This window comes from Streptomyces sp. IBSBF 2435, from assembly GCF_036815005.1.
Lineage (GTDB): Bacteria > Actinomycetota > Actinomycetes > Streptomycetales > Streptomycetaceae > Actinacidiphila.
The window spans coordinates 1-23,189 of sequence record NZ_JAJSYW010000105.1; the positions used below are offsets into that span (position 1 = coordinate 1).

At 73.1% G+C, this 23,189-nt stretch carries 21 protein-coding genes; 12 read left to right on the plus strand and 9 right to left on the minus strand.

What is annotated here, in order from left to right:
* The first annotated feature begins 72 nt into the window (after positions 1-72).
* The 9 genes from V7E46_RS20535 (at position 73) to V7E46_RS20575 (ending at position 9,734) form a co-directional block, all read left to right on the plus strand.
* Positions 73-387, plus strand: coding sequence for a PAAR domain-containing protein (locus V7E46_RS20535; RefSeq protein ID WP_333769782.1), 315 nt, complete (start codon positions 73-75; stop codon positions 385-387).
* A complete protein-coding gene (locus V7E46_RS20540; protein WP_329177965.1) occupies positions 384-806 on the plus strand; it encodes a GPW/gp25 family protein in 423 nt (140 codons plus the stop codon). The genes V7E46_RS20535 and V7E46_RS20540 overlap by 4 nt, the downstream gene beginning before the upstream one ends.
* Positions 806-2,764 (plus strand): putative baseplate assembly protein, encoded by a 1,959-nt coding sequence (locus V7E46_RS20545; RefSeq protein ID WP_333769764.1) that lies wholly within the window; start codon positions 806-808, stop codon positions 2,762-2,764. Before V7E46_RS20540 ends, V7E46_RS20545 begins: the two co-directional genes overlap by 1 nt.
* Positions 2,761-3,324: a phage tail protein gene (locus tag V7E46_RS20550; RefSeq protein ID WP_333769765.1), complete on the plus strand. Its 564-nt coding sequence runs from the start codon at positions 2,761-2,763 to the stop codon at positions 3,322-3,324. Before V7E46_RS20545 ends, V7E46_RS20550 begins: the two co-directional genes overlap by 4 nt.
* A gap of 4 nt (positions 3,325-3,328) precedes the next feature.
* Entirely contained in the window at positions 3,329-4,366 is a 1,038-nt protein-coding gene (locus V7E46_RS20555; protein WP_333769766.1) for a zinc ribbon domain-containing protein, read from the plus strand.
* Positions 4,367-4,506: 140 nt separating this feature from the next.
* Positions 4,507-6,672 (plus strand): eCIS core domain-containing protein, encoded by a 2,166-nt coding sequence (locus V7E46_RS20560; protein ID WP_333769767.1) that lies wholly within the window; start codon positions 4,507-4,509, stop codon positions 6,670-6,672.
* Positions 6,673-6,778: 106 nt separating this feature from the next.
* Positions 6,779-7,837: a ketoacyl-ACP synthase III family protein gene (locus V7E46_RS20565; RefSeq protein ID WP_333769768.1), complete on the plus strand. Its 1,059-nt coding sequence runs from the start codon at positions 6,779-6,781 to the stop codon at positions 7,835-7,837.
* Positions 7,838-8,129: 292 nt separating this feature from the next.
* A complete protein-coding gene (locus V7E46_RS20570; RefSeq protein ID WP_329177957.1) occupies positions 8,130-8,759 on the plus strand; it encodes an LUD domain-containing protein in 630 nt (209 codons plus the stop codon).
* 198 nt (positions 8,760-8,957) lie between these two features.
* The gene (locus V7E46_RS20575) at positions 8,958-9,734 is read left to right on the plus strand and encodes a glucose 1-dehydrogenase (protein WP_333769769.1); all 777 of its coding nucleotides are present in this window, start codon (positions 8,958-8,960) and stop codon (positions 9,732-9,734) included.
* 54 nt (positions 9,735-9,788) lie between these two features.
* On the opposite strand, the gene V7E46_RS20580 is transcribed toward V7E46_RS20575, so the two are convergent.
* A complete protein-coding gene (locus V7E46_RS20580; protein WP_333769770.1) occupies positions 9,789-10,601 on the minus strand; it encodes an LLM class F420-dependent oxidoreductase in 813 nt (270 codons plus the stop codon).
* A gap of 18 nt (positions 10,602-10,619) precedes the next feature.
* Positions 10,620-11,804: a cytochrome P450 gene (locus V7E46_RS20585; RefSeq protein WP_333769771.1), complete on the minus strand. Its 1,185-nt coding sequence runs from the start codon at positions 11,802-11,804 to the stop codon at positions 10,620-10,622.
* A 273-nt stretch (positions 11,805-12,077) separates the two neighbouring features.
* Here V7E46_RS20585 and sigJ point away from each other — a divergent pair, with 273 nt between their 5' ends.
* Positions 12,078-13,010: an RNA polymerase sigma factor SigJ gene (gene sigJ / locus V7E46_RS20590; protein WP_333769772.1), complete on the plus strand. Its 933-nt coding sequence runs from the start codon at positions 12,078-12,080 to the stop codon at positions 13,008-13,010.
* Between the two features lie 55 nt (positions 13,011-13,065).
* Here the strand turns inward: sigJ and V7E46_RS20595 are convergent, their stop codons facing one another.
* From V7E46_RS20595 to V7E46_RS20615, 5 genes are all read right to left on the minus strand, one after another.
* Positions 13,066-14,109, minus strand: coding sequence for a 3-oxoacyl-[acyl-carrier-protein] synthase III C-terminal domain-containing protein (locus V7E46_RS20595; RefSeq protein ID WP_333769773.1), 1,044 nt, complete (start codon positions 14,107-14,109; stop codon positions 13,066-13,068).
* Positions 14,110-14,382: 273 nt separating this feature from the next.
* Positions 14,383-15,882 carry an FAD-dependent monooxygenase gene (locus V7E46_RS20600; RefSeq protein WP_333769774.1) on the minus strand — a complete coding sequence of 500 codons (1,500 nt, stop codon included), beginning with the start codon at positions 15,880-15,882 and terminating at the stop codon, positions 14,383-14,385.
* A 272-nt stretch (positions 15,883-16,154) separates the two neighbouring features.
* Positions 16,155-17,696 (minus strand): class I SAM-dependent methyltransferase, encoded by a 1,542-nt coding sequence (locus tag V7E46_RS20605; RefSeq protein ID WP_333769775.1) that lies wholly within the window; start codon positions 17,694-17,696, stop codon positions 16,155-16,157.
* 299 nt (positions 17,697-17,995) lie between these two features.
* Positions 17,996-18,532, minus strand: coding sequence for a hypothetical protein (locus V7E46_RS20610; protein ID WP_333769776.1), 537 nt, complete (start codon positions 18,530-18,532; stop codon positions 17,996-17,998).
* 85 nt (positions 18,533-18,617) lie between these two features.
* Positions 18,618-19,919: an MFS transporter gene (locus V7E46_RS20615; RefSeq protein ID WP_333769777.1), complete on the minus strand. Its 1,302-nt coding sequence runs from the start codon at positions 19,917-19,919 to the stop codon at positions 18,618-18,620.
* 89 nt (positions 19,920-20,008) lie between these two features.
* Between V7E46_RS20615 and V7E46_RS20620 the strand changes: the two genes are divergently transcribed.
* On the plus strand, positions 20,009-20,770 hold the full coding sequence (locus tag V7E46_RS20620; protein WP_333769778.1) for a DeoR/GlpR family DNA-binding transcription regulator: 762 nt from the start codon (positions 20,009-20,011) through the stop codon (positions 20,768-20,770).
* A gap of 136 nt (positions 20,771-20,906) precedes the next feature.
* Here the strand turns inward: V7E46_RS20620 and V7E46_RS20625 are convergent, their stop codons facing one another.
* Positions 20,907-21,143: a hypothetical protein gene (locus V7E46_RS20625; protein ID WP_333769779.1), complete on the minus strand. Its 237-nt coding sequence runs from the start codon at positions 21,141-21,143 to the stop codon at positions 20,907-20,909.
* Between the two features lie 35 nt (positions 21,144-21,178).
* On the opposite strand from V7E46_RS20625, the gene V7E46_RS20630 reads away from it, so the two are divergent.
* Entirely contained in the window at positions 21,179-21,379 is a 201-nt protein-coding gene (locus tag V7E46_RS20630) for a hypothetical protein (protein ID WP_333769780.1), read from the plus strand.
* An 812-nt stretch (positions 21,380-22,191) separates the two neighbouring features.
* On the opposite strand, the gene V7E46_RS20635 is transcribed toward V7E46_RS20630, so the two are convergent.
* Complete coding sequence (locus V7E46_RS20635; RefSeq protein WP_333769781.1) at positions 22,192-22,980, minus strand: AfsR/SARP family transcriptional regulator; 789 nt, start codon at positions 22,978-22,980, stop codon at positions 22,192-22,194.
* Positions 22,981-23,189: the final 209 nt, after the last annotated feature.

Below are 23,189 nucleotides of genomic sequence, written 5' to 3' on the forward strand. Positions count from 1 at the left end.
GCCTCCGCCCGCCGCCAACCGCTCTTCGACGCAAGGCCCGTGAGGGCCGTGACCTACTTCCAGGAGCCCGTTATGCCCGCTGCCGCCCGTATCGGCGACCCCACCAGTCACGGAGGGGTGATCACCGCCCCGCCGCCCTCGGCCGCCGCCGCGGTCGTACGGGTGCTGATCGGCGGGCGGCCCGCCGCGGTCGAGGGCAGCCTGCACGTGTGCCCCGCACATGTCGAACTCGGCCCGGCCAACGTGGTCCTGCCGAATCCCGCGGCGCTGGCGACCGGCCTCGTACTGATCGGCGGGCTGCCGGCCGCGCGGAGCCGGGACCTCACGGCATGCACCGGGACCGTGGCCCTGGGCGCCGTGAACGTGCTGATCGGGGGCCCGCTGTGAGCGAGCAGTTCATCGGGCGCGGCTGGGCGTTCCCGCTGCGGGTCGGGCCGACCGGCGGGATCGGCATGGTCGAGCGGGAGCAGGAGATCGAGGAGGCGATCCGGCTGGTGCTCGGCACCGCGCCCGGCGAGCGCCCGATGCGCCCGGAATTCGGCTGCGGCATCCACGAGTACGTCTTCGCGCCCGGCGACGGGGCCACGGCGGGGCGGATCGCCCAGCAGGTGCGCGAGGCGCTCGACCGGTGGGAGCCGCGGATCGGCGTGGACGAGGTGGTGGTGGCCTTCGACGCGGTGGACGACGGCACGCTCTACATCGATGTGCGCTACACGGTGCGCTCCACCAACGACCGGCGCAACCTGGTCTTTCCCTTCTACACGATCCCCTCCGAGGCGGGGACCGAGGAAGCGGTGGCGGACTGATGGCACTGCCCACCCCCAACCTGGACGACCGGCGCTTCCAGCAGCTCGTCGACGAGGCGAAGCGCTATGTGCAGCAGCGCGCCCCGGAGTGGACCGACCACAACGTCTCCGACCCGGGGGTCACCCTGATCGAGACGTTCGCCTACCTGGTGGACCAGTTGCTGTACCGGCTGAACCGGCTGCCGGACAAGAACTACATCGCCTTCCTCGACCTGCTGGGCATCCGGCTGTTCCCGCCGACGGCGGGTTCGGCCGAGGTGGACTTCTGGCTGTCGGCGCCGCAGCCGGACACGGTGACGCTGCCGGCCGGCACCGAGGTGACCACCGCGGAGGGCGAGACGGACGAGCCCGTGGTGTTCGCGACCACGGAGGAACTGCGCATCCTGCCGAGCGGGTTGATCCGGCTGGTGACCGCGCCCCGCAGCGGTGTGCAGACCGACATGACCGGTGCGCTGTCCGAGGGCCGCAGCGTGCCGTGCTTCCAGGCCGCTCCCGAGCCCGGTGACGCGCTGCTGTTCGGGCTGCCCACCGCGGTGCCGCGCTGCGTGGTCGCGGTGCGCCTGGACAGCCGGGTGGAGGGCGTCGGCGTGGACCCGCGCCAGCCGCCCCTGGTGTGGGAGGCATGGGACGGCGGCGGCTGGCGCGGGTGCGAGACCGGCACGGACACCACCGGCGGCCTGAACCGGCCAGGCGAGGTGATCGTGTACGTCACCGCGGGGCACACGGCGTCCGTCGTCGGCGGGACCCGGGCGGGCTGGCTGCGCTGCCGGGTCACCGAGGCCGAGCCGGGCCAGCCGTTCTACTCGGAGTCCCCCACGATCCGCGAGGCCACCGTCTTCACCATCGGCGGCACCACGTCCGTGGAGCACGCCGAGACCGTCACCGATGTGCCGATCGGCACGTCGGAGGGCGTCGCGGGCCAGACGTTCCGGCTCAGCCGCCTGCCGGTCCTCCTCGACGGCGGGCCGCCGGTGGTGGAGGTCTCCTCCGCCGAGGGGTGGCAGCGCTGGGAGGTGGTGGAGCATTTCGGCCGCTCGGGCCCCGCCGACCGGCACGTCCGGGTGGACGCCACCACGGGCGAGTTCTCCTTCCCGCCGGCGCTGCGCGAGCCGGACGGGAGCCTTCGGCTGTGCGGCGCGGTGCCCGGGAAGGGCGCCAGGATCCGGGTGCTCCACTACCGCACCGGCGGCGGCCCGGCCGGCAACGTGGCCCGAGGCGCGATCTCGGTGCTGCGCAGCTCCGTGCCGTACATCGCGCGGGTCGCCAACCGGGAGGCGGCGCGCGGCGGGGTGGACGGGGAGACACTGGACAATGCCAAGCTGCGGGCGCCCGACGTCCTGCGGATGCAGGAACGGGCGGTCACCGCCGAGGACTACGAGATCATCAGCCGGCAGGCGGCTCCGTCGGTGCGCCGGGTGCGCTGCCTGCCCGCCGCGCAGGGCGCGGGCGCCGTGCGGGTGCTCGTGGTGCCGGACGCGGTGGCCGACGAGGGCGACCGGCTCCGCTTCGAGCAGCTGATCCCCTCGGAGCAGGTGCTGCGGGCGATCGCGGCGAGCCTGGACGAGCGGCGGCTGATCGGCACCCGGCTGGTGGTGGAGCCGCCGGCCTACCAGGGCGTGACCGTGGTCGCCCGGCTCGCGGCGGCGCCCGGCGACACCGACCGGGTGCGGGACGCGGCGCTGGCCGCGCTGTTCCGGCACCTCAACCCGCTGCACGGCGGCCCGGACGGCGGCGGATGGCCGTTCGGGCGGCCGGTGCAGTACGGCGAGGTGTTCGGCGTACTGCAGCAGGCGGCGGGCGCCGCGCTGGTGGAGGACATCCGGCTCTTCCCTGCCGATCCGGTCAACGGGCGGCGCGGCGCGGCGGTGAACCGTATCGACGTGGCTCCGGACGCGCTGGTGTTCTCCCACCAGCACCAGGTCGTCGTCCAGGCCATCGAGCCGGGGGCGGGCGCGTGAGCCGCGCCGCGGTGGCCGGCCTGCCGAGCCGGCACCCGATCGGCGGGCTGCTGCCCGCGCTGTACGCCGACGACGACTTCGCGCAGCGGTTCACCGCGGGGCTGGACACGGTGCTCGCCCCGGTGTTCTCCACCCTGGACAACCTGCCCGCCTATTTCGACCCGCGGGTGGCGCCGCTCGACTTCGTGGCCTGGCTGGCCTCGTGGGTCGGCGCCGCGGACGATCCGCGGTGGCCCGCCGAGCTGCGCCGCGAGGCGGTGGTACGCGCGGTGCAGCTGCACCGCTGGCGCGGCACCCGGCGCGGCCTGGTCGAGGGGCTGCGGCTCACACTCGCGGTGAACGCCGACGTCACCGGCGACGGCGCGGTGGCGTGGTCCCGGACGGCGGGCGCCGAGCTGCCGCCCGAGCCGTCCGGCGAGGTGGTGGTGCGGGTGTGGCCCGACCGCGGTCCGGAGGTGGACGAGGGCCGGGTCCGCGAGGTCGTACGGGCGCTGTGCCCGGTGCATGTCTCCTGCCGGGTGGAGGTCCTGCCGGGCCCGCCCGCCGACGAAGGAAGGTGACCCCGTGCGCAACTGCCCCTCGTGCGGCGCGCCCAACAGTCCCGCCGACGACTTCTGCGGCAACTGCGGGTCGTATCTGGGCTGGTCCCACGAGCCGGACGGCACGTCCGCGCCGGCCGCCGCCCCCGCGGCGGCGGCGGAGGCCGCGCGGGGCGCGGACCCGGCCTCCGCCGCCGGCGCGGTGGAGGAGCCCGGCTCGGGACCGGGACCCGGGCCCGGACCGCAGGCGGCGGACGACGGCCTCGCGGGCGGGCCGCGCCAGGACCCGGTGCTGCCGGTGCGGCCCGCGAAGCCGGTCGCGGCACGCCCGGTCGTACGCCCGGTGGCGGCGCAGCAGGAGGTGGTCGGGCCGCCGTGCCCCGCGTGCGGCACGCCCAACCTGCCGGGCCGCCGCTTCTGCCGGCGCTGCGCGAGCCCGCTGGACCCGGCGGCGGCCGAGGCGGCGCTGCCGTGGTGGCGGACCGTCTGGCCCTTCCGGCGCCGGGTGCGGGCGGGTTCGGGGCGGGCGGTGCGGCTGCTGGTGGCCCTGGCCGTGATCGTCGCGCTGTGCGCGGCCGGCCTCCTGCTGCTGCCCGCCGGGCGCGGGCTGTTCGAGGACACCCGGGACAAGCTCGCCGGCACCAAGCCGGTCACCCCGGCGCGCGTGACCGCGAGTGCCCAGGTGGCGTCGCATCCGGCGTCGGACACCACGGACGGCCTCACCAACCGCTACTGGGGGGCGCCGGGGCCGGGCGTCTGGGTGGCTTACACCTTCAGCACGCCGTTCCGGCTGGTCGACCTCATCATCACCAACGGCGCGTCCGCGTCCCCGCAGCAGTACGCCCAGGAGGCCCGCGCGCTGCGGATGGACCTGGAGGTGACGTCCAAGGACGGCACGGTGCACCGCAAGACGCTCACTCTCAGCGACAAGGCGGGCGGGCAGACCATCGCGACGGGATACAGCGACGTGGTGAACGTACGGCTGGTGCTGCGGTCGGTCACGGGTCTGACGGCGGGACGCCATGTCGCCGTCGCCGAGGTGGAGTTCTTCCAGCGGTCCTGAGCGCGGCCCCGTCGCCGGGCTGCCCGATCGGGCAGCCCGGCCCGGCCGTTGTCTGCCCTCTCCGCTCTTCCGCCGCGCTGTCTCCTGCGGCAGGGTCGCTCCCGAGGCGGCGCACGCGTTCTCGCTCGAACGGATCCTTCATGCGGCACACCACCGAGCCCCACCGGAATTCCGGTACCGACCGCGAGCAGGCCAAGCCCCGCGGCGCCGCGCGGAGTTCCGGCCCCGGCATGGCCGCCGCCGGGCGCGGCGGGCCGCTGCACGCGGGAGCGCTGGGCGCCCTGCAGGGGTCGATCGGCAACGCGGCCGTCGCGCGGATGGTCGAGCGCGAGCAGACCGGGGAGAGCGCCGGACAACGCGGCGTGCAGCGCTCCGCGGGCGCCGGGGCGGTCCGGCCCGACGCCGTACGGGAGGCCGCGAGATCGGCCGGTCGGGGCGGCAGCCGGCTGCCTGGCGGTGTGCGCCGGACCATGGAGTCTGCCTTCGGCGGCCCGCTCGACCACGTCAGGGTGGCGGTCGACGAGCAGGCCGCGGCCGGCATCAACGCGACGGCGTACACCGTCGGGGACACCATCGTCGTGCGGAGCCCGAACGTCCTGCGCGACGTGGAGACGATGGCCCACGAGATCCACCACACCACCCAGCACGACGCCCCCGCCGGCCTCAGCGACCCCGGCAGCAGATGGGAGCGCGAGGCGTCCGACGCCGGCGCCCGGGTCGCCCGCGGCCAGAAGGTCCAGCGGTGCGCCGACGACGGCGAGGAGCACGACGACGGCGTGCAGCGCGCGGCGCTCCAGCGCCGCGTCGGCTTCGAGTTCGAGTCGCAGTGGCGGGTGCGCGACCACAGCGATCTCACCGACGAGGACGAGCAGCGCTACCAGAACGAGGTCTCACGGCGCGACGACGCCCTCGGCGGGCAGATCCTGCTGACCATGGCCCGCCACCAGTTCGCCGACCTCCTGGACCGGACCGAGCTGGCCAGGCCCCCCGAGGAGCTGAGGGACGAGTGGCTCACCGCCCAGCCGCCGGGCAGCCCCGCGCGGTTCGCGGCCACCGACGCGGGCAGGGCGCGGCTCGCGCGGGCGCGGCAGGACAAGCCCGCCGAATACGCGCGGCACAAGGAGGAGGCCACCCTGCCGCTGCTGGGGAACGGCGAGATCCGGGAGACCCCGATCCGCGGCCGTGACGTCCCGAAGATGGGCACCGTCGGCGGGGGCACCGGCTACCGGCTCACCTCGGACGTCAGCCCGACGGGCGGCTCGGCCCTGGAATGGGTGACCGATCCGCTCACCACGAGGGACGAGCTCCTGCACGTGATGGGCGAGATCACCCAGGTCTCGGGCGCCATGGACGCCCGCAAGGGCCAGGAGTCCTTCCCGCTCCAGGAGGTGGGGCTCGGGGGCTTCACGGGGAACGCCGGGATCATGGTCTTCCCGCAGGGCGGAGAGATCATCTACGCCCCGCAGATGACCGGCGGTTTCAAACTGGACGAGCTGCCCCGCCTGTTGGAGTACCTCGACGTGCCGGCCGAGCGTCCCCGGCTCACCCTGCCCTCCGCCTTCGAACAGCGGAAGGAGGCCAAGGCGGACCTGCACCAGGACGGCCTGCGCGAGGCCGACGGCATCCGCCGGGAGGCCGAGTCGCAGGCGGGGCAGCTGGGCAGGGAGATCACCGGCGGCGCGTCCACGGACGCGCTGGTGGGGCTGGCCACCCTGGTCGGCAGCTATGTGGCGTACGGCGCCAGGCTCCCGGCGAAGGCGAACTCGAAGTCGATCGCGGGCGGTCTGATGTCCCGCACGTCCTTCGCCCACAACTTCATGCTGCTGCCCCATCCGCTGCGGCTCCACTACCGCGCGCACCCCGACCGGTTCGCCGCGTTCGTGCTGACCGCGGCCGGCTTCGACCCGGCCGACCGGCAGGCCCTGCTGTACCCCAACACCGTCGAGCACGGCGACGCCGGCGAGCGCGCCGAGCGGGCGATCCCGCTGACCCGCTGGAAGTGGCTGGTGGGCATGCCGGCCGGCAAGGACCTGCTGCGCAATTACCGGCACCTGACCGAGGTGGAGAAGGCCGAGGTCACCGAGGAGGACTGGACGCACATCCACCCCTCACTCGGCGCGCTGGGCTCGGTGGACGACCGGGTGGGCGCACGCGGCAGGGACGAGGTCGCCCTGGTGGCCGAACTGCGCCGGATGAAGGACAGCCTGCGCACCGCGGACCTCACACCGCTCGCGGTCGCCGCCTTCGACCTGGTCCAGCGGCTGAACGAGGGGAGGACGATCAAGTACGAGAAGAAAGGGCGGTAGGTGCCCCCGCCTCACGTTCCACCGGGTTGTCTTGTCGTACTGATGAGACGAAGACGTCGTCCTGCGAGCGGAATGCCCAGGAAAACGCCACGACCCAGGAGGCACCATGACCAGCCCGGCTCCGGCAACGCCTCCCTACCCGGCCCTGACCCCCAGCGCCCTCGACTTCACGTCGGGGCCCGCGCTCCACCTCGCGTCTGCGGCGGCCGAGCTTCCGCCCGCCTTACCGCTGGCCGACGCCGTTCGCGACGGGCTGATATCGGAGGAGGACGCCAAACTCACCGGGATGAGCGCGGTCAGTGTCGCGGCGGAATCGAGCACCCTCTTCGACCTCGCGTCCGCCGCCGCAGTGAAGGCCGCCGCCCGCGCGGCCGTGCCCGCGGACGACATCGGCACCGTGCTGTTCGTCAACGTCTTTCCCTTCTCGCGCCCGCCCCTGCACAACCTGGCCACGGCGCTCGCCGAAAGCGTCCGCTCCCCCTGCGCTTTCGCCGCAGAGATATCGGGCGGGTGCGTGGCCGGCCTCAACGCCCTCACCCTGGCCGCGCAGCGCCTGCTCCTCACCGGTGACCGCGCCGCCCTCGTCGTCGCGGGCGATCTGTGGCGGCAGCCCCACGTGGACCGCTTCAACTGCGAACCGGGCTACATCTTCGCTGATGGGGCCGCCGCCGTCGTGCTGAGCCGCGACGCCGGCTACGCCCGTCTCCTGTCCGCGGCGACCCTCACCGATCCCACCCTGAGCGGTCTGCACGCCGAGGTCCCCTCGACCCGGACGCCGGTCGACCTGACCGCGCGCGCTCGCGCTTTCCTGCAGAGCCGTATGGGGACGGAAGAGGTTCTCGGCCGCCTGCGGGCCGGTTTGTCCTCCACGATCGACGCCGCCCTTTCCCTGGCCCAGGTCAGCCTGGCCGATGTGGCCCACGTCCTCGTCCCGGCCATCGGGGAACCGTTCCTCTACCGCAATTACCTCGACCCGCTGAACGTGCCCGTTTCCCGCACCACGTGGGATCACACCGCCGTTACCGGCCACACCGGCGCCGCCGACCAGTTCAGCGCGCTCGCCCATCTCGTGGACCAGGACCGCTGCGCCAGCGGTGACGTCATCGTCCTCATTGCCGAGGGACTCGGATTCCAGTGGAGCGTCGTGGTCCTCGAAGTCCAGTAGATCCGCCGCCGCCCCCTCGTTGCGCCGCTGCCTGCGGCCACCGCATTGCGCCCCCGCGCTCGGTCCGGGCTCGATCGGGGCTCGGGGAGCGGACCCGGGCGGGCGGCCCCGCCCGCCCGGCCGCGGGCGGCGCGACGGTCCCGTTGCGTTGCCGGGACATGGCATATCACCGGATCCAGGAACGCCCCGCCTCACATTCCGGCGGCTTGTCTTGTCGTACTGGTGAGAGGCACACATCATCGGCACCGCCTGCTCGTCACGACCCGCCAGACACAACCAGCCAGGAGACACCATGACTTCCCCGGTTCCGGCAACACAGTTCACTGAGCCGGCCTCCGCCGAGCGCCTGGAGCGGGTGGCCGCCGCGCTGAAGGAGAAGAACTTCGACGTCGAGATCCTCGATGACGCCGCCGCCGCGCGGGAGCGCATCAAGGAGCTGATTCCTGAGGGCGCGCTGGTGTACACCTCGGCCAGCGAGACCCTCCGGCTGTCCGGCATCGACGAGGACCTCAACACCAGCGGGCGGTACGACTCCGTCAAGGCGCGCAGCACGACCATGGACCGCGCCACCCAGCTGGCCGAGATCTGGCGGCTGCTCTCCGTCCCCGACGTCATCGTGGGCAGCGTCGCCGCGGTCACCGAGACCGGCTCCCTCGTGGCCGCCTCGGCCAGCGGCAGCCAGCTGGCCGGCTACTCGGGCGCCGCGCCGCGCGCGATCTGGGTCGTCGGGGCGCAGAAGGTGGTGCCCGACCTGACCGCCGCGCTGAGCCGCGTCGAGAACCACTGCCTCCCGCTGGAGGACGAGCGCGCCCTCCAGGCCTACGGGGTGCCCAGCGCCCTGAACCGCGTCCTCATCCTCAACGCGGAGCCCCAGCCGGGTCGCGCCACCATCCTGCTGCTCCGCGAAGCGATCGGGTTCTGACCCTCCGCGGACCGATTCCGCGGACCTGAACACCGCACCGGCCCGCGGCGGCCCGGTGCGGGTGGTTCCGGAGGTCACGGGGCGGCGTGAACAGCGGCCCCGTGACCTGCCCGGCCGCGGTGCCGTCCCGTCACGCGGGCGCGGGCGGCCGGACCGGTGACGCTCAGGCGGGGGCCGTCGACACCAGGAGGGACGACCATGTCCGATCTGCGGGACAAGGTAGTGATCGTGACGGGCGGCTCCGGCGGCCTGGGCGCGGCGACGGCCGCCTGCATGGCCCGGGGCGGGGCCAGGGTGGTGGTCACCGGCCGGGACAGCGCGGAGGGCGAGAAGGCCGCCGCCGCGTTCGGGGGCGCCTTCCTGCGCCACGACGTGACCAGCGAGGACGACTGGCGGTCCGTGGTGGACGCGACGGTCGACCGCTACGGCCGGGTGGACGGCCTGGTCAACAACGCCGGGATCGACTCCTGGTCACTGATCGAGAACGAGACGCTGGAGCAGTTCGAGCGGGTCCTGAAGGTCAACCTGACCGGGGTCTTCCTCGGCCTGAAGGCGGTCGTCGCCCCGATGAGGGCGGCCGGCGGCGGCTCGATCGTCAACATCGGCTCCGCCACGGGCCTGACCGGGCACCCCATGACCTCGGGATACGGGGCGGCCAAATGGGGCGCCCGCGGCCTGACCAAGACGGCGGCGGTGGAGCTGGGCCGCTACCGGATACGGGTGAACTCCGTCCACCCGGGCCTGGTGTACACCCCGATGACCGCGGCCCATGGCGCGCAGCCGGGGGAGGGCAACTTCCCGCTGGCCGCGCTGGGCCGGGTCGGCGTGCCGGAGGAGATCGGCGAGGCGGTGTCCTTCCTGATCTCCGACGCCGCCGCCTACATGACGGGCGCGGACATCGCCGTGGACGGCGGCTGGACGGCCGGGGAGACCGCGATGATGCAGCACGCCCCCGCCCCCGGCGACACCGCCTGACAGCCGAGTGCCCCCGGCCCCGGCGACACCGCCGCGGCCGGGGGCACCGGGCTGTCAGCCCAGCAGCCCGGCCATCAGGTCGAGGCGGCGCAGGGTCTCGTCGCGCGGCGCGGCCGGCAGGTTGAAGGTGATCTCGTCCGCGCCCGCCTCCGCCAGGTCAGCGACGGCCTTCAGCTCGGGCGCCGCCGCGTGCACCACGACCGGCACCCGCCGCCCGGCGCGTTCCCGCAGCTCGGTGATACCGGCGGCGAGCACCTCGGGGCTCGCCGCGTACGGGAACCAGCCGTCGCCGTACTCCAGCACCCGGTCGAAGGTCCCCGGCCCCCAGCCGCCGACCAGCACCGGGATCGGGTGGAGCGGCTTCGGCCAGGAGTACGCCGGCGGGAAGTCGACGTACTCGCCGTGGAATTCGGCCTGCTCCTGGGTCCACAGCTGCTTCATCGCCAGCACGCGCTCGCGCATCAGCGCCATCCGGGTGCGCGGGTCGGTGCCGTGGTCGCGCATCTCCTCGCGGTTCCAGCCGGCGCCGATGCCGAGGACGGCGCGCCCGCCGGACACCTGGTCGAGCGAGGCCATCTCCTTGGCGAAGATGATCGGGTCGCGCTGCGGGATCAGCGCGATGCCGGTGCCGAGCAGCAGCCGTTCGGTGGCGACGGCCGCGGCGGTGAGCACCACGACCGGGTCGAACGTACGGTAGTAGTTCCGGGGCAGCTCGCCGCCGCCGGGGAACGGCGTGTCCCGGCTGGCCGGGATGTGGGAGTGCTCGGTCACGAACAGCGAGCCGAACCCGCGTTCCTCCAGCGCCGCCCCGAGCACGTCGGGCGCGATCCCCTGGTCGGTCACGAATGTCGATACGCCGAATTTCATACGCGGTCACCTCACCGGTCAGCGGAGCTTGATGGTGGTCGGCAGCGAGGCGAACCCTCGGATGTTGGTGGTGTGGACCCGGACGGTCCGGTCCTGGTCGATCTCGTACTCGCTGATCCTGGCCGCCAGTTCGTCCAGCACGATCCGGCCCTCGATCCGGGCCAGCGGGGCGCCGAGGCAGAAGTGCGGGCCGCCCCCGAAGCTGATCGCGCGGTGGGTGCCGCGGTCGAGGTCGTAGCGTTCGGCGTCGGGAAACACCTCGGAGTCCCGGTTGGCGGCCGCGACGAGCAGCAGGACCCGCGCGCCCCGGGGCAGCCGGACGCCGTGCAGGGTCCGGTCCTCGGTGAGGGTGCGGACCACGTACTGGACGGGCGTGTCGTAGCGCAGGGTCTCCTCGACCCAGTCCGCGGACCGCCCGTCGAAGGCGAGGGCGCGCTGCTGCGGGTATCGCCACGCCCAGTACCAGGCGTTGCCCAGCAGCCGCAGGCTCGTCTCGTAGCCCGCGGTGACCAGCAGCCCCAGCAGGGCGATGATCTGCTGGTCGGTCAGGGGCGCGCCGTCGGCCGAGGCCTGCGCCAGTGTGGTCAGCAGGTCCGTGCCCGGTGTGCGGCGCCGTTCGCCGACCCAGCGCACGTAGTACTCCGCCAGCGCGCCCATCGCCTCGGCGTTCTCGGGCGTGAGGTCGCGGGCGCCCGGCGGGCGGTGGAAGGCGAGGTTGATCAGCCGGCGCGCCTCCGCCCGGTCGCCGGCCGGGACCCCGATCAGCTCCGAGATCACGTCCATCGGGACGGTGGCCGCCACATCGGTGACGAAGTCGAACGATCCGCGCTCGACCGCCGCTTCGAGGTGGCCGCGCACGATGTCGCGGATCCGCGTCTCCAGCCCGGCCATGCGCCGGGGGTTGAACGCCGCCGACACCAGGGCCCGGGTCCGGGTGTGCCCGGGCGGGTCCATGGCGTTGAAGGACATCACCTTGTGCGCGTCGGGTCCCCAGACCGCGGAGTCCAGCAGGGGGCCGTTGGCGCTGGAGAAGCCCGCCGGGTCGCGCAGCGCGGCGTCCACGTCCGCGTGGCGCGACAGCGCCCAGATGTCCAGGTCCTCGTTGTGGTGGACGGGTGCCGTCTCCCGGAGCCGCGCGTACAGCGGATACGGGTCCACGTTGAGCTGTTCGTCGTAGGGGCTGTACTCCACTGCCACCCTCATCGCCTCCACCGTGGTGATTGGTTCGAGAGTCCCTGCGCCGGTGCCGGCCGGGTCCGGATCGGCCGGAATCCGGTGACCGCACCGGAGCAGCAGGACGGTGTCACGCCCGAGTTATGGTTTCTCCTGAGCTTTCCGCTCGCCGGTTGATGTGTTCATCTCATCAATACGACAACGCAACCCGCCGGAATGTGAGGCGGGGCGCCGACGTCACGTTCGGGTACGTTGCCTTGTCAGGGTGGTGAGGACGGATCCGACGGAGGGGCTGGTGCCACGATGACCACCGAGTCGGAGCAGGGGCACAGCCGTCCCGATCCGAGCCTGAGTGTGATCATGAGCGAGCGGCGCCAGCTGATCAACCTCGCCTACCGCCTGCTCGGCTCGCTGGCCGACGCCGAGGACGCCGTCCAGGAGACGTACGCCCGGTGGTACGCGATGCCGCGGGAGGAACAGGACGCCATCGAGTCCCCCGGCGCCTGGCTGACGACGGTGACCAGCCGTATCTGCCTCAACCTGCTCGGCTCGGCGCGGGCCAGGCGCGAGACGTACGTCGGCGAGTGGATCCCGGAGCCGCTGCCCGAGGGCGCGGAGTGGAACACGGCACGGTCGGGCGGCACCCACATGGACCCGGCCGACCGGGTCACCCTCGACGAGTCGGTCAGCATGGCCTTCCTCGTCGTGCTGGAGTCGATGACCCCGGCCGAGCGGGTGGCCTTCGTCCTGCACGACGTCTTCCGCTACTCCTTCGCCGAGGTGGCCGAGATCGTCGGCCGGACGTCGGCGGCCTGCCGCCAGCTGGCCTCCTCCGCGCGCCGCCGCATCCGCGCCTCGCGGGCCTCCGCGACCCCGCCGGCCCGGCAGGCCGACATCGTCAGGGATTTCAAGCAGGTGTGGGAGGCCAAGGACATCGACGGCCTCATCGGCCTGCTCGATCCCAACGCCACGGTGATCGCCGACGGCGGCGGCCTGGCCGCCACCGTGGACCGGCCGGTCGTGGGCGGCGAGCAGATCGCCCGCGCCTGCGTCGAGCTCGCCGAGCGGGCGCCGCTGACGATCCTGGAGCGTACGGTCAACGGCCAGCCCGGCCTGGTGAGCCGGCAGGACGGCGTCACGGTGGCGGTGCTGGCCTTCGACATCGCCGGCGACCGCATCAAGCACATCTGGGCGGTGCTCAACCCGGAGAAGCTCCGGCCCTGGACGGAGAACTGACGCCGCGGCGGCGCCCCGGCCGGCGGGCGTGACGGCCCGCCGGCGGTGGACGGGCCTACTGGACCTGGAGCACCGCGACGCTGAACTGGAATCCCACTCCCTCGGCGATCAGCAGGATGACGTCGCCGCCGGCGCACCGGTCGTGGTCGATGAGGTGGGTGAGCGCGCTGAACTGGTCACCGGGGCCGATGTGGCTCGTCGTCGCGTAGTAATCCCACGTGGTGCGGGAGATGGGGAGGTCCAGGATGTCGAGATACCGCTCCAGGAAGCTCCTCCCGACCGCCGGCAGGAGCGCGTAGGCGACATCGGCCAGCCTGACACCGGCCAGCGAAAGGGCGGCGTCGACCGTGGCGGTGAAAGCGGCGTTGAGGCGTGCGTGCGCCTCGTCGGGGTCCATCACCGTTTCGAAGAACGCCCGGGCGCGGGCGGTGACGTCGATGGGCGTCCGGTCCGAGGGGACCTCCGCGTGCAAACCGCTCAGCGTGGGATCGGTGAGGGTCGCCGCGGACAGAAGCCGGGCGTACCCGCCGTCGCGGCTGAGCACGACGGCGGCGGCGCCGTCGGCGAATATGAAGTTCGGGTTGCAGTTGAAGCGGTCGATGTGGGGTTCCCGCCACAGATCGGCGGCCACGACGAGGGCGGCGCGGTCGTCGGTGAGCAGCAGGCGGTGGCCGGCCATGACCAGGCCGTCGATGCCCGCGGCGCACGAGGCGTTCGAGATCTGGGTGGCGAAGGCGCACGGGACGCGGACGGTTTCGGCGATCGCCGCGGGCAGGTTGTAGAGGGCCGGGTGCGTGAAGGGAAATATGCTGACAAATATCACGCTGCGGATATCGGTGTTCGGCACGGTACTGCGAGCGGTGGCCGATAAGGCGGCGGCGGACGCGAGGTCGAGGATGGTGCTGGATTCCTTCGCGATGGTGACACCGCTGTATCCGGCGATGTCGGCGCTCTCCTGCGTGTACCGCCCGTCGCGGATGGCGTCCTCGATGGCCGTGGCGGGCGGGAGTTCGGTCGCCGCCGAAGCGATGTAGATCGCACCCCCCGACGTGAAGTCGGTGGCGCTGGGAGTCAGAGCCGGATAGGGGAGCGTTGCCATGATGAGCCTCCGTGTCGGCGCTTTGTACGGTGTACGTGGACGATCCTGGCGGCACCTGTCGTTCGCGCGCGTCGGACCGGGGCGATCCGGCCGCCGCGTCCTGGACCGGTCGGTCATGGGTGTCGGCGAGCCCCCCGGTCGCATCCGCCCTCACCACTTCGACAAGACACCGCACCGGAATGTGAGGTCGGCGCCTTGCCTCGTATTCCGCGCCGGGCAGTGCGGAAGCCGTGCCGGCGGGTGCGCACTCGGCCGTGCCGCCGGGCCGGTCGGTCAGTCGGCAGGGAGCGGGCGCGGGGCCGGTGCCAGGTGGTCGGCCCGCGGCGGGTCGGCCTCGTCGTAGTGCGACCACCGCCGGATCTCCTGGCAGTCGGGGCGTACGAGCACCGCCCCGCCGGGCCGCAGCCCGAGGGCGGCGGCGGTGCCCTGGTCGAGGAGGCGGACGGTGAGGGGAATCGGTGCTGTGGCGATGGCCCTCGTGCTGGTCCAGCGGCGCCCCTCCCGCCCGGCGAGCACCGTGAGCCCGTCGCCGACCAGGTCGATCGTGGAGACCGGGTCGGCCGGCGGCGGGGCGCAGCCGGGCGCCGGAAGCCAGTGGTGCGCCAGCCGCCCGTTGAGGTCCCACGGCAGGGTCTCCGAGGCCGTGGCGGGCACGGTGGGCGGTGCGGCGGAGAAGTCCACATTGTGCTTGCCGATCGGGCGGCGCTCGGTCTGGTAGGAGTCGAGCAGGTCGGCCGGCGCCCATTTCTGCAGCACCCAGGCGAGCTTCCAGCCGAGGTCGAAGGCGTCCTGGACCGCGGTGTTCATGCCGGTGCCGCCCCGGGGCGTCATCCGGTGGGCCGCGTCGCCGATCAGGAAGCCGCGGCCCTCCCGGTACCGCTCGGCGAGCATGGCGGCGAGCGCGAAGGTGCTGAGCCGGTCCACCCGCGGCCGGAGCTCGTCGACGCCCGCGGCGCGGGCCAGCAGCCCGGCCAGTTCGGCTTCGCCGAGGTCGGCCAGCCCCGCCTGGTCCGGCGCGCGTTCCCGTGCGAAGACCCATCGGTCCCCGTGGCCCCGGCGGCTGAGGAAGCCGGCGGCGTCCGGCCGGGTGATCATGTAGATGGCGGGTTTCCGGTCCCCGACAACGGCGTCCAGCGGTGCCCGGAACTGGACCGACTCGTAGTGGCCCAGGTGGTCCAGACCCTCCATGGCGATGCCGAGTTGCTCGCGCACGGTGCTGTACGGGCCGTCCGCGCCGATCACGTAGCGCGCTTCGATCACGTGGGCGGTCCCGGTCCGCGAGTCCAGCAGGGTCGCCTGGACACCGTCGTCGTCCTGGCGGAGCCCGGTCAGCTCACAGCCCAGGCGTACTTCCGCGGTCGGCAGCGTCCGCAGATGGGCGAACAGGATCGGCTCGATGGAGTCCTGCGGCGCCCAGGCGGGCCGGGTCGGGCTGACCACGGCCGCCTCGGGCCGGGTCGGGATGGCCATCGGCAGGTCGCTGCCCGCGCCGGCGGTCAGCGACTCCGTGACGTAGGTGTACGCCTCGACGTCGCTCGCCTCGGCGCGTACCGCCGCCTCCAGGCCCCATCTGCGCATCAGCTCCATGGTCCGGGTGCTGACCAGCATGGCGCGCGACAGGGCCGAGGCCCGCGTCCGCTTCTCAACGAGCAGGACATCGATTCCGTAGCCGGCCAGGGTGATGCCGGCCACCATGCCGGCCGGACCGGCGCCCACGACCAGCACGCGGACCCGGTCCGGCGGCGGATGTCCCGATTGACGTGATGCAGTCATGACAATCGACGCTAGGCAGCGCCGCACAGGGCCGTCAAGACAGCGAAAACGGACCCCAAGCTGCCGCCAAGTTGTCGACAGACGGCGGGTGATCGTCGCACCCGCGCGACGCCGACCAGGTCGTTTCCGGTCACGCCGGCGGTCCCACCAGGATCCCGCCGGCGGTCATGCCGTCGGTCGTGCCATCGGTCCCGCCGGCGGTCACGTCGTCGCCGCGCACGACCGCCGGCGGCAGCGGGTCCGGCCGGGCCGACGGGTCCCGACCGGCCGCCCTAGACGCGCTCGGCGGTGATAAAGACGAAGGTGCCAGGGCCCCATTCGTGGCGTATCCGCAGGCCGGCGGCGGCCAGCGACTCCTTGAGCGTGTCCAGGTCGAACGGGCGCGGCCCACCCGAGTATTGGGAGAAGGTGTGCGAGGCGACGAAGTGGCGGTAGACGGGATCGTCGGAATTCCGGTAGGTCATCAGGGTGAACGTGCCGCCGGGACGCAGGCACCGCCCGACCTCGGCGATGGCCGCGGGCGCATCGTCGGGGAACGCCTGGAGGGCGTTCCAGCACAGCACCGCGCCCAGGCTCGCGTCGTTGAAGGGCAGCGGCGTGGCGCCGGACATGAGGGCGGGGACCCCGGTGAGCCGGGCGCGCAGCATCGAGAGCATCGGGCCGTTCAGGTCGAGCGCGATGACCCGGCCGGCGCCCACGGTGTCCGCGAGCTTCCCGGTCCAGCGGCCCGCTCCGGCGGCGAGGTCGAGCACCGGGCCGTCGACCGGTCGGACGTGCTGTGCGATGTACGTGTCCTCGACGTCGGGGGTCACCGCGCCGTCCCAGTTGCTGCCGTTGAGCCGCAGGAAGTTCGGGCGGGCGACCAGCTCGTAGAACAGGGCCATGTGGGGCGACTCGGCGAGCATGAACTTGAAGTCGTCGGCCTGATCCCCGGCGGTGGACTTGGTGAGGTCCAGGATGCCGGACGTGATCGGGTACGCCGCGTCGCATTTCCCGCAGTGCGCCCGGTGCCGGCCGAACTCGAACGCGCCTCCGCAGCCCGGGCAGCGCAGCGCCGCCGCGTGGGCGGCGAAGGCACCGGCGTCCAGGTCGGTCGCGCGCGGGATCCGGTCGCCCGGCGGGAAGGTGACCGCGGGCGGGGTGGCGGGGGATGTCCGATTGCGCACCGCCCAGTGGGCCTTGGCGCCGAGCCCGGCGAAGGCGGTCCGGGTGTCGGCCCGCCAGCCGCGTACGATCTGCTCCGGCGACATGGTCTCGACCCAGCGCTGGTCGAAGTCGCCCTCCGTCCCGTAGGTCCGCCAGGCGGACGGCGAGGGGAACACCCGGCCGAGGACCGGGCGGTCGGGATCCAGGGCGGCCAGCGCACGGTCGAGCCGCGAATGGTCGTCCTCATCGAGGCCGGCGCCGGCCGGCCCGGCCGCGGCGAGAATGCGGTCCCGGCCCGCGGGGAAGTGCGCCAGCAGGTAGACCAGCGCCAGACCGAGCGGGTCGCCGGCGTCGAGGCCGCCCAGCAGGCCGATGTAGGTGTCGAGGCCGGCGCCGACCGCGGTGGCGATCGGGCCGTCGGTGGCCGGGTACTCGGCCTCGGCGAGGAGGCCGAGCAAAACCGCCAGGTATCCCTTCCTGCGGTTGTCCACGGCGTCGAAACAGGTCGCGAGCTCCCGCACGGCCGGGTGGGCGAGGCCGGTCAGGGCGCCGTCCCGCCACACCGCGCCAACCAGCTGCTGGAACTCCGTGTCGAGACGGTCGTCCGGTGCGTCCACGAAGGCGCCGACGAGTTTGCGCACCTGTGCCGGGGCGGCGGAATTACTCATGTGCGTTCCTTTCGCGAAGAGCCGGATACGTTTCGTGCGGCGGCATTGATATGCACCGGGCGCCGGTGTGCGCCGCGGGCAGTCCGAATTCCCTCCGCTGAACCCGGTCTCACGGTGGAGTCGTCGTCAAGGCATCGCGCCGTCCAGCATCTGACCTCTTCTCCCCATGCGATCACCATATCGGGAAGGTTGCCGAACCACGGGGGCAGGATCAAGAAGCCCTGCGGGGCAATATATTGCTACGCACCCCCGCAGACCGGTGAACTGCGGGGCGCTTTTTTCTAATACTTACCGAACATTCACTCGACCTCCTTCGGTCTGGCTGAAATCAACCGGTCAACATATGGCCGAAAATGACCGATGAACGGTGAAACCTGCTGGCTGGTTTTTGGTGCACCAGCGGCTTGAACGACGCACCGGGATACGCATTCCCCCGTACGTCGATTGTCAATTTCTGGCAGAAAGCCGCTACTCGGACGTGGTTGCGGCAAGATGCTCCCCTTGCGCACGCCGCGTTGTGCACGCCGCGCGTCGGAGAGGATGACGTCGCGCCGGCCGGCAGCCAGAGGCTGACGATTTCGACCAGGTCGGCAAGACCGGTGAAGACATGTCCGGTCATACCGACGGCCTGTGCCGCGCACGTTCTCCTCGCGGTCGTCGACGAAGAGGAAGTCCGCGGGTGTGGCGTGCATGGCGGTGACGCACTGGTGGAAGGCGGCCGGTTCCGGCTTGGCGGCGTTGATCCTCCCGGAGAAGGCGACGTGGTCGAGGTGGTACAGCCACGGCTGGGCGGCACCGAAGGCGTCGGCGTGATCCGCGGGGACGTTGGAGAGCACGGCGACCTGGGCGCGGCTGCGCAGGGACCGCGCGTAGGCGACCGTCTTGGGGACGGGCGGGCCGCTCGGGGCGCCTCACGTCCGGTCAGGGGCGCTGCGCCATCTCGATCCCGGGCTCGGGCCTGGGCTCGCGCCCGGTTCCGGAGCGCAGGATCCCGGCGGTCGCGGCGGCGACCACCAGGAGCAGCGCCGGGAAGAGGAAGGTGTGGTTGAGCGCCATGACGCGGGTCATCCAGCCGATCACCGCCGGACCCGCGAGCATCCCGAGGTAGCCGAGCCCGGCGACCCGGGAGACGTTGGTGCCCGCGGCGGCGGGGTCGGCGTGCCCGGCGGCGCTGAACAGCTGGGGGACGCAGCCGGACAGGCCGAGCCCGAACAGCGCCCAACCCGCCAGGGCCGGCCAGATCCACGGCGAGAGGGCCACGACGGTGATGCCGACGGCGCCCGAGGCGGCACCGTAGCGAAGGACGGCCGCCGATCCGAACCGCCGGGAGACGCGGTCGGCGAGCAGCCGGCCGATGGTCATCGTCACCGCGAAGGTGCCGTAGGCGAAGGCGGCGGTGCTCGCGGACGCCCCGAGCACGGTCTTCAGCTCCAGGGTGCTCCAGTCGTTGGCGATTCCCTCGCACAGCATGCACATGAGGGCCAGGGCGGCGAGGATCCAGATGCGGGCGGGAGGGGTGCGCGGCTGCACGCCGTGGTCCGCCGGGAGTTGCCCGGTGGCGGGGGTCTCGGACGCTGCGGCGCTCGGTGCAGTCGGGGAGGTCGAGGTGATCGGCGCCGGTTCGGTCGGGGAGGTCTGCGCGGGCGGCGGCGTCGGCGCGGTCGGCGCTGTCGCCAGCAGGGCGCGGGACGACAGCAGGGCGGTCACGGCGCCCACGGCTCCGGCGGCGCCCAGCGTCGTGGCGGGGCTCACGCCGGCGCTCGTGGCCTTCGCTCCGATGAGCGCCGCGATGACCCCGCCGACCGAGAACGTGGCGTGGAAGGCCGACATGACGGGCCGGTCGTAGGCCTTCTCCACGTGCACCGCGTGGGTGTTCATGCTCACGTCGAGGCAGCCGTTGCCGAAGCCGAAGACGAGCAGCGCGCCTGCCAGTGCCCAGGGATCGCGGGCGAGGCCGGGCAGTACGAGGGCCGCACCGCACAGCACCCCGGCGGCGGGGACCACGACGCGCGTGCCGATGCGGTCGGCCAGCCGGCCCGCGACCTGCATGCCGGCGAAGGCGCCGAGGCCCAGCAGCACCAGCAGGCTTCCCAGCGTCGCGTCGCTGATTCCCGCGCGTTCCTCGATGGCGGGGATCTGCACCACCCACATGCCGATCAGGGTGCCGTTGAGGACGAAGTAGACGAAGGTCGCCACGCGAGCGGCGCGGAGGGAACGGTTCATGCGAACCACCATAACGAACAGATCGAATGCTTGAAAGACGCGGATTCGCACGGTTTGAATGTTCATTCTGGGTGGTGTTCAATCGCGGTATGAGCAACGCAGACCGGCACCGGCTGATCGCCCAGGCCGTCAGGGAGTCGGGCAGTGCCACGGTCCCGGAACTCGCCGAGCTGACCGGCGCCTCGGAGATGACCATCCGGCGCGACCTGGACACGCTGGCCGCGCAGGGCGCCCTCGAACGCGTCCGCGGCGGAGCGCGCACCCTGCTGCTCAGAGGCGAGGAACCGCCCTTCGCGCTGCGCACCCACGAGGCGGCCGACGAGAAGCGCCGGATCGCGTCCGAGGTGGCCCGGCTCATCGCCGACGGCGAGACCGTCCTGCTCGACAGCGGCACCACCTGCCTGGAGGTGGCCCGGCTGCTGCGCGGCCGGCACCTCACCGTGATGCCCCTGTCGCTACAGGCCATCCACGTACTCGGCGACGTTCCCGGGACGACCACGCTGATGGTGCCGGGCGGTCGGCCCCGCGCCGCCGAGGGCGCCCTGACCGGCCCCCTCACGCTCGCCTCCCTGGCGGCGCTGCGCTTCGACACCGCGATCGTCGGCTGCTGCGGGCTGAGCGCGGCCGAGGGCCTGACCGCGTACGACCTCGACGACGCGGCGGTGAAGAAGGCGGTCATCGGCTCCTCGCGCCGCATCATCGCCGTCGCGGACGGCAGCAAGCTCGGCCGCACCGCCCACGCCTACGTCGGCCCCGCCACGCTCGTGCACACCCTCGTCACGGACACCACCGCGCCGGCCGACGAAGTAGCGGCGCTCGAAGGGCTCGGCACGGTCGTCACAACCGCCTGACAGCGGCCGGCGACCGTACGGTGCCCCGGCGGTGAACGTGCGGCGGCGTCCACCCGCGGACGGCGACCGTACGGCGTACTGTCGGCGAGCCCGCGGCGTGCGGCGTGCGGCGTGCGGCGTGCGGCGTGCGGCGGCGTCAGCCCACCGCGGGCCACGAGCGGCTCATGGCGGCGAGGCCGGCGGTCGCCACCAGGCCGTACAGGGCCGGCGCGAGGAACACGTGCGGCAGTCCCAGCAGGCCCACACCGAAACTGCCGGTCAGCCCGGCCAGGGCGCTGGCGATCGCGGTCGAGCTCATGAAGACGGCCGAGGCGGTCGCGACGGCCTCGGGCAGGAGGCGCTGGGCGACGATGATGCCCAGGCCTGCGAACACCCCCACACCCCGCCATCAGGATCTGCCCGGCGAACATGCCCGCCGCGCTGCCGGTCAGCGCGAAGCACAGGTTCGCGCCGACGCCGAACGCGGCGCCGAGGACCATCAGGCGCATCATCCCGGTCCTGCGCGCGACGACCACCGCGACCGGCATCAGGACCAGCTCGATCAGGGGCTGGATGCCGATGACGGCGCCGCTGGCCGCCGTCGGCAGATGCAGGTCGTCGTGCATATAGATCGTCAGATAGCCGTACGTGATCGGCTCTCCCGCGTGGACGAACACGTACAGAGCGGTGAAGGCGAGCAGGGGCAGCATGCCCCGCACCCCCACGCGCTGCCCGGTGACCGCCTGCGTCACGGGCGGGGCCGAGCGGGCGCGCGCGAAACCCATCGGGGCGATCTGCGCCAGGGTGCACACCCCGGCGGCCACGAGCATCGCGCGCGGTCCGGCGGCGGTGGCCAGCAGCGAGCCCGCCACCGGCCCCCATCCACCCGGCGGTCATCGCCATGCGCACGACCGGGACGACCCCGTCGCCGACCGGGCTGGCGGTGGCCCGCAGGTCGTCGTGGACCGCGGCGAACAGCTGCGGCCCGGCGCCGCCGGCGAAGGCCAGGACCCGGTGCTGATCACGAACGGCATCCACGCCCGGTCCGCCAGCACCATGGCGCACCAGCCGAGGAACCCGGCCGCCGCGCACAGCCGGGACAGCCCGAGCAAAGTTGTCTTTGGATCAGGATCGATATCCAGTTCAGGCCTGGCCCATGCGGGGCGGACCCGGCTGCCGCCGCAAAGAGCGTGCGCGCGTACTGACCGGCGACGCGTCCCGCCCCAACGGCCACCCGCCGGAGCCTCGCCGTCGGGGCTCTCCGGACAGCAGGGGTCCAGGACGTCGCCGCCGGCCAGCGCCGCAACGCCCGCGACCCCCGCTGCCCCCGCTGCCCCCGCTCCTCAGCCTCGCGCGACCACCGACCGGACGTCACCCGACCGTGCTGAAACCCCGTCCCCGCGGGCGCGGTTGACCAGGGCTCGGAGTTGGGTCGGGAGGTGTTACGGCTCGTGCAGCGGGGTGCTGCGTCCGCGGCGATCCGGCCGGATGTCGTGGTGCAGCAGAGCCCGGTGCAGGGCGCGCAGTTCGGGCCCGGGTTCGGTGCCGAGGCCGTCGACCAGCCGCCGCCGGACGGCGGAGTAGCGGTCCAGGGCCTCCGCGCCACGCCCCGTCGTGGAAAGGGCCCGCATGAGCAGCATTTCGAGCGGCTCGACCAGCGGGTACTCGGTGACGAGGTCGGCCAGGGCCGTGACCACCTCGGTGGGGTGGCCGGAGTGGAGTTTGAGCTGCGCCCACTGCACGACCGCGTCCAGCCGCCGGCGGTCGAGGCTGTCGCGGACCTGCGCCGCCCACGCGCCGGGCAGGCCGGCCAGGGGTGTCCCCCGCCACATCCCCAGGGCCTCGGTGAGGGCGGCGGCCCGGGCCGCCTCGTCCGGCCGCCGGCCGCCGAGGTCGACCAGGCGCCGGAACCGGTGCAGGTCCACGAGTTCGGGGTCGAGGCCGAGTACGTAGCCGGCGTGCCGTCGTTCGAGCGGCACCGCCTCTCCCCCGTCGGCGCCGGCGGCCTGCCTGAGGAGGCGGCGGATGCGGCTCAGGTAGGAGTACAGCACTGCGCGGGGGTCGCTGGGCGGTGCGTCGTCCCAGATCCGGGTGACCAGGGTCGGGATCGCGACGGGCTTTCGCGCGTCGACGACGAGCGCGGCCAGGACCGCCTGTTGGCGCGGTGTGCCCAAATCGAGCAGACGGCCCGCGGACCACACCTCGATTTCGCCCAGTAATCGGAATTCCACGTTTTCTCCTGGAGTGATTCGACCGGTCGCGGAAGCGCGCAGCTTCCCCATGCTGGCTGCTCCGCAAGGTCGCCACAAGGTTGGTGCAAGGAAGCGATGTCATGGTGGAGTCCGCATTCCGCCGAGCGGTCCGACGGGAAAAGGGCACGAGGGGGAAGCGGCGCGCGTTCATGCCCGCGGGTACGGCGGGCGGGGGCGCCGATCGGGGT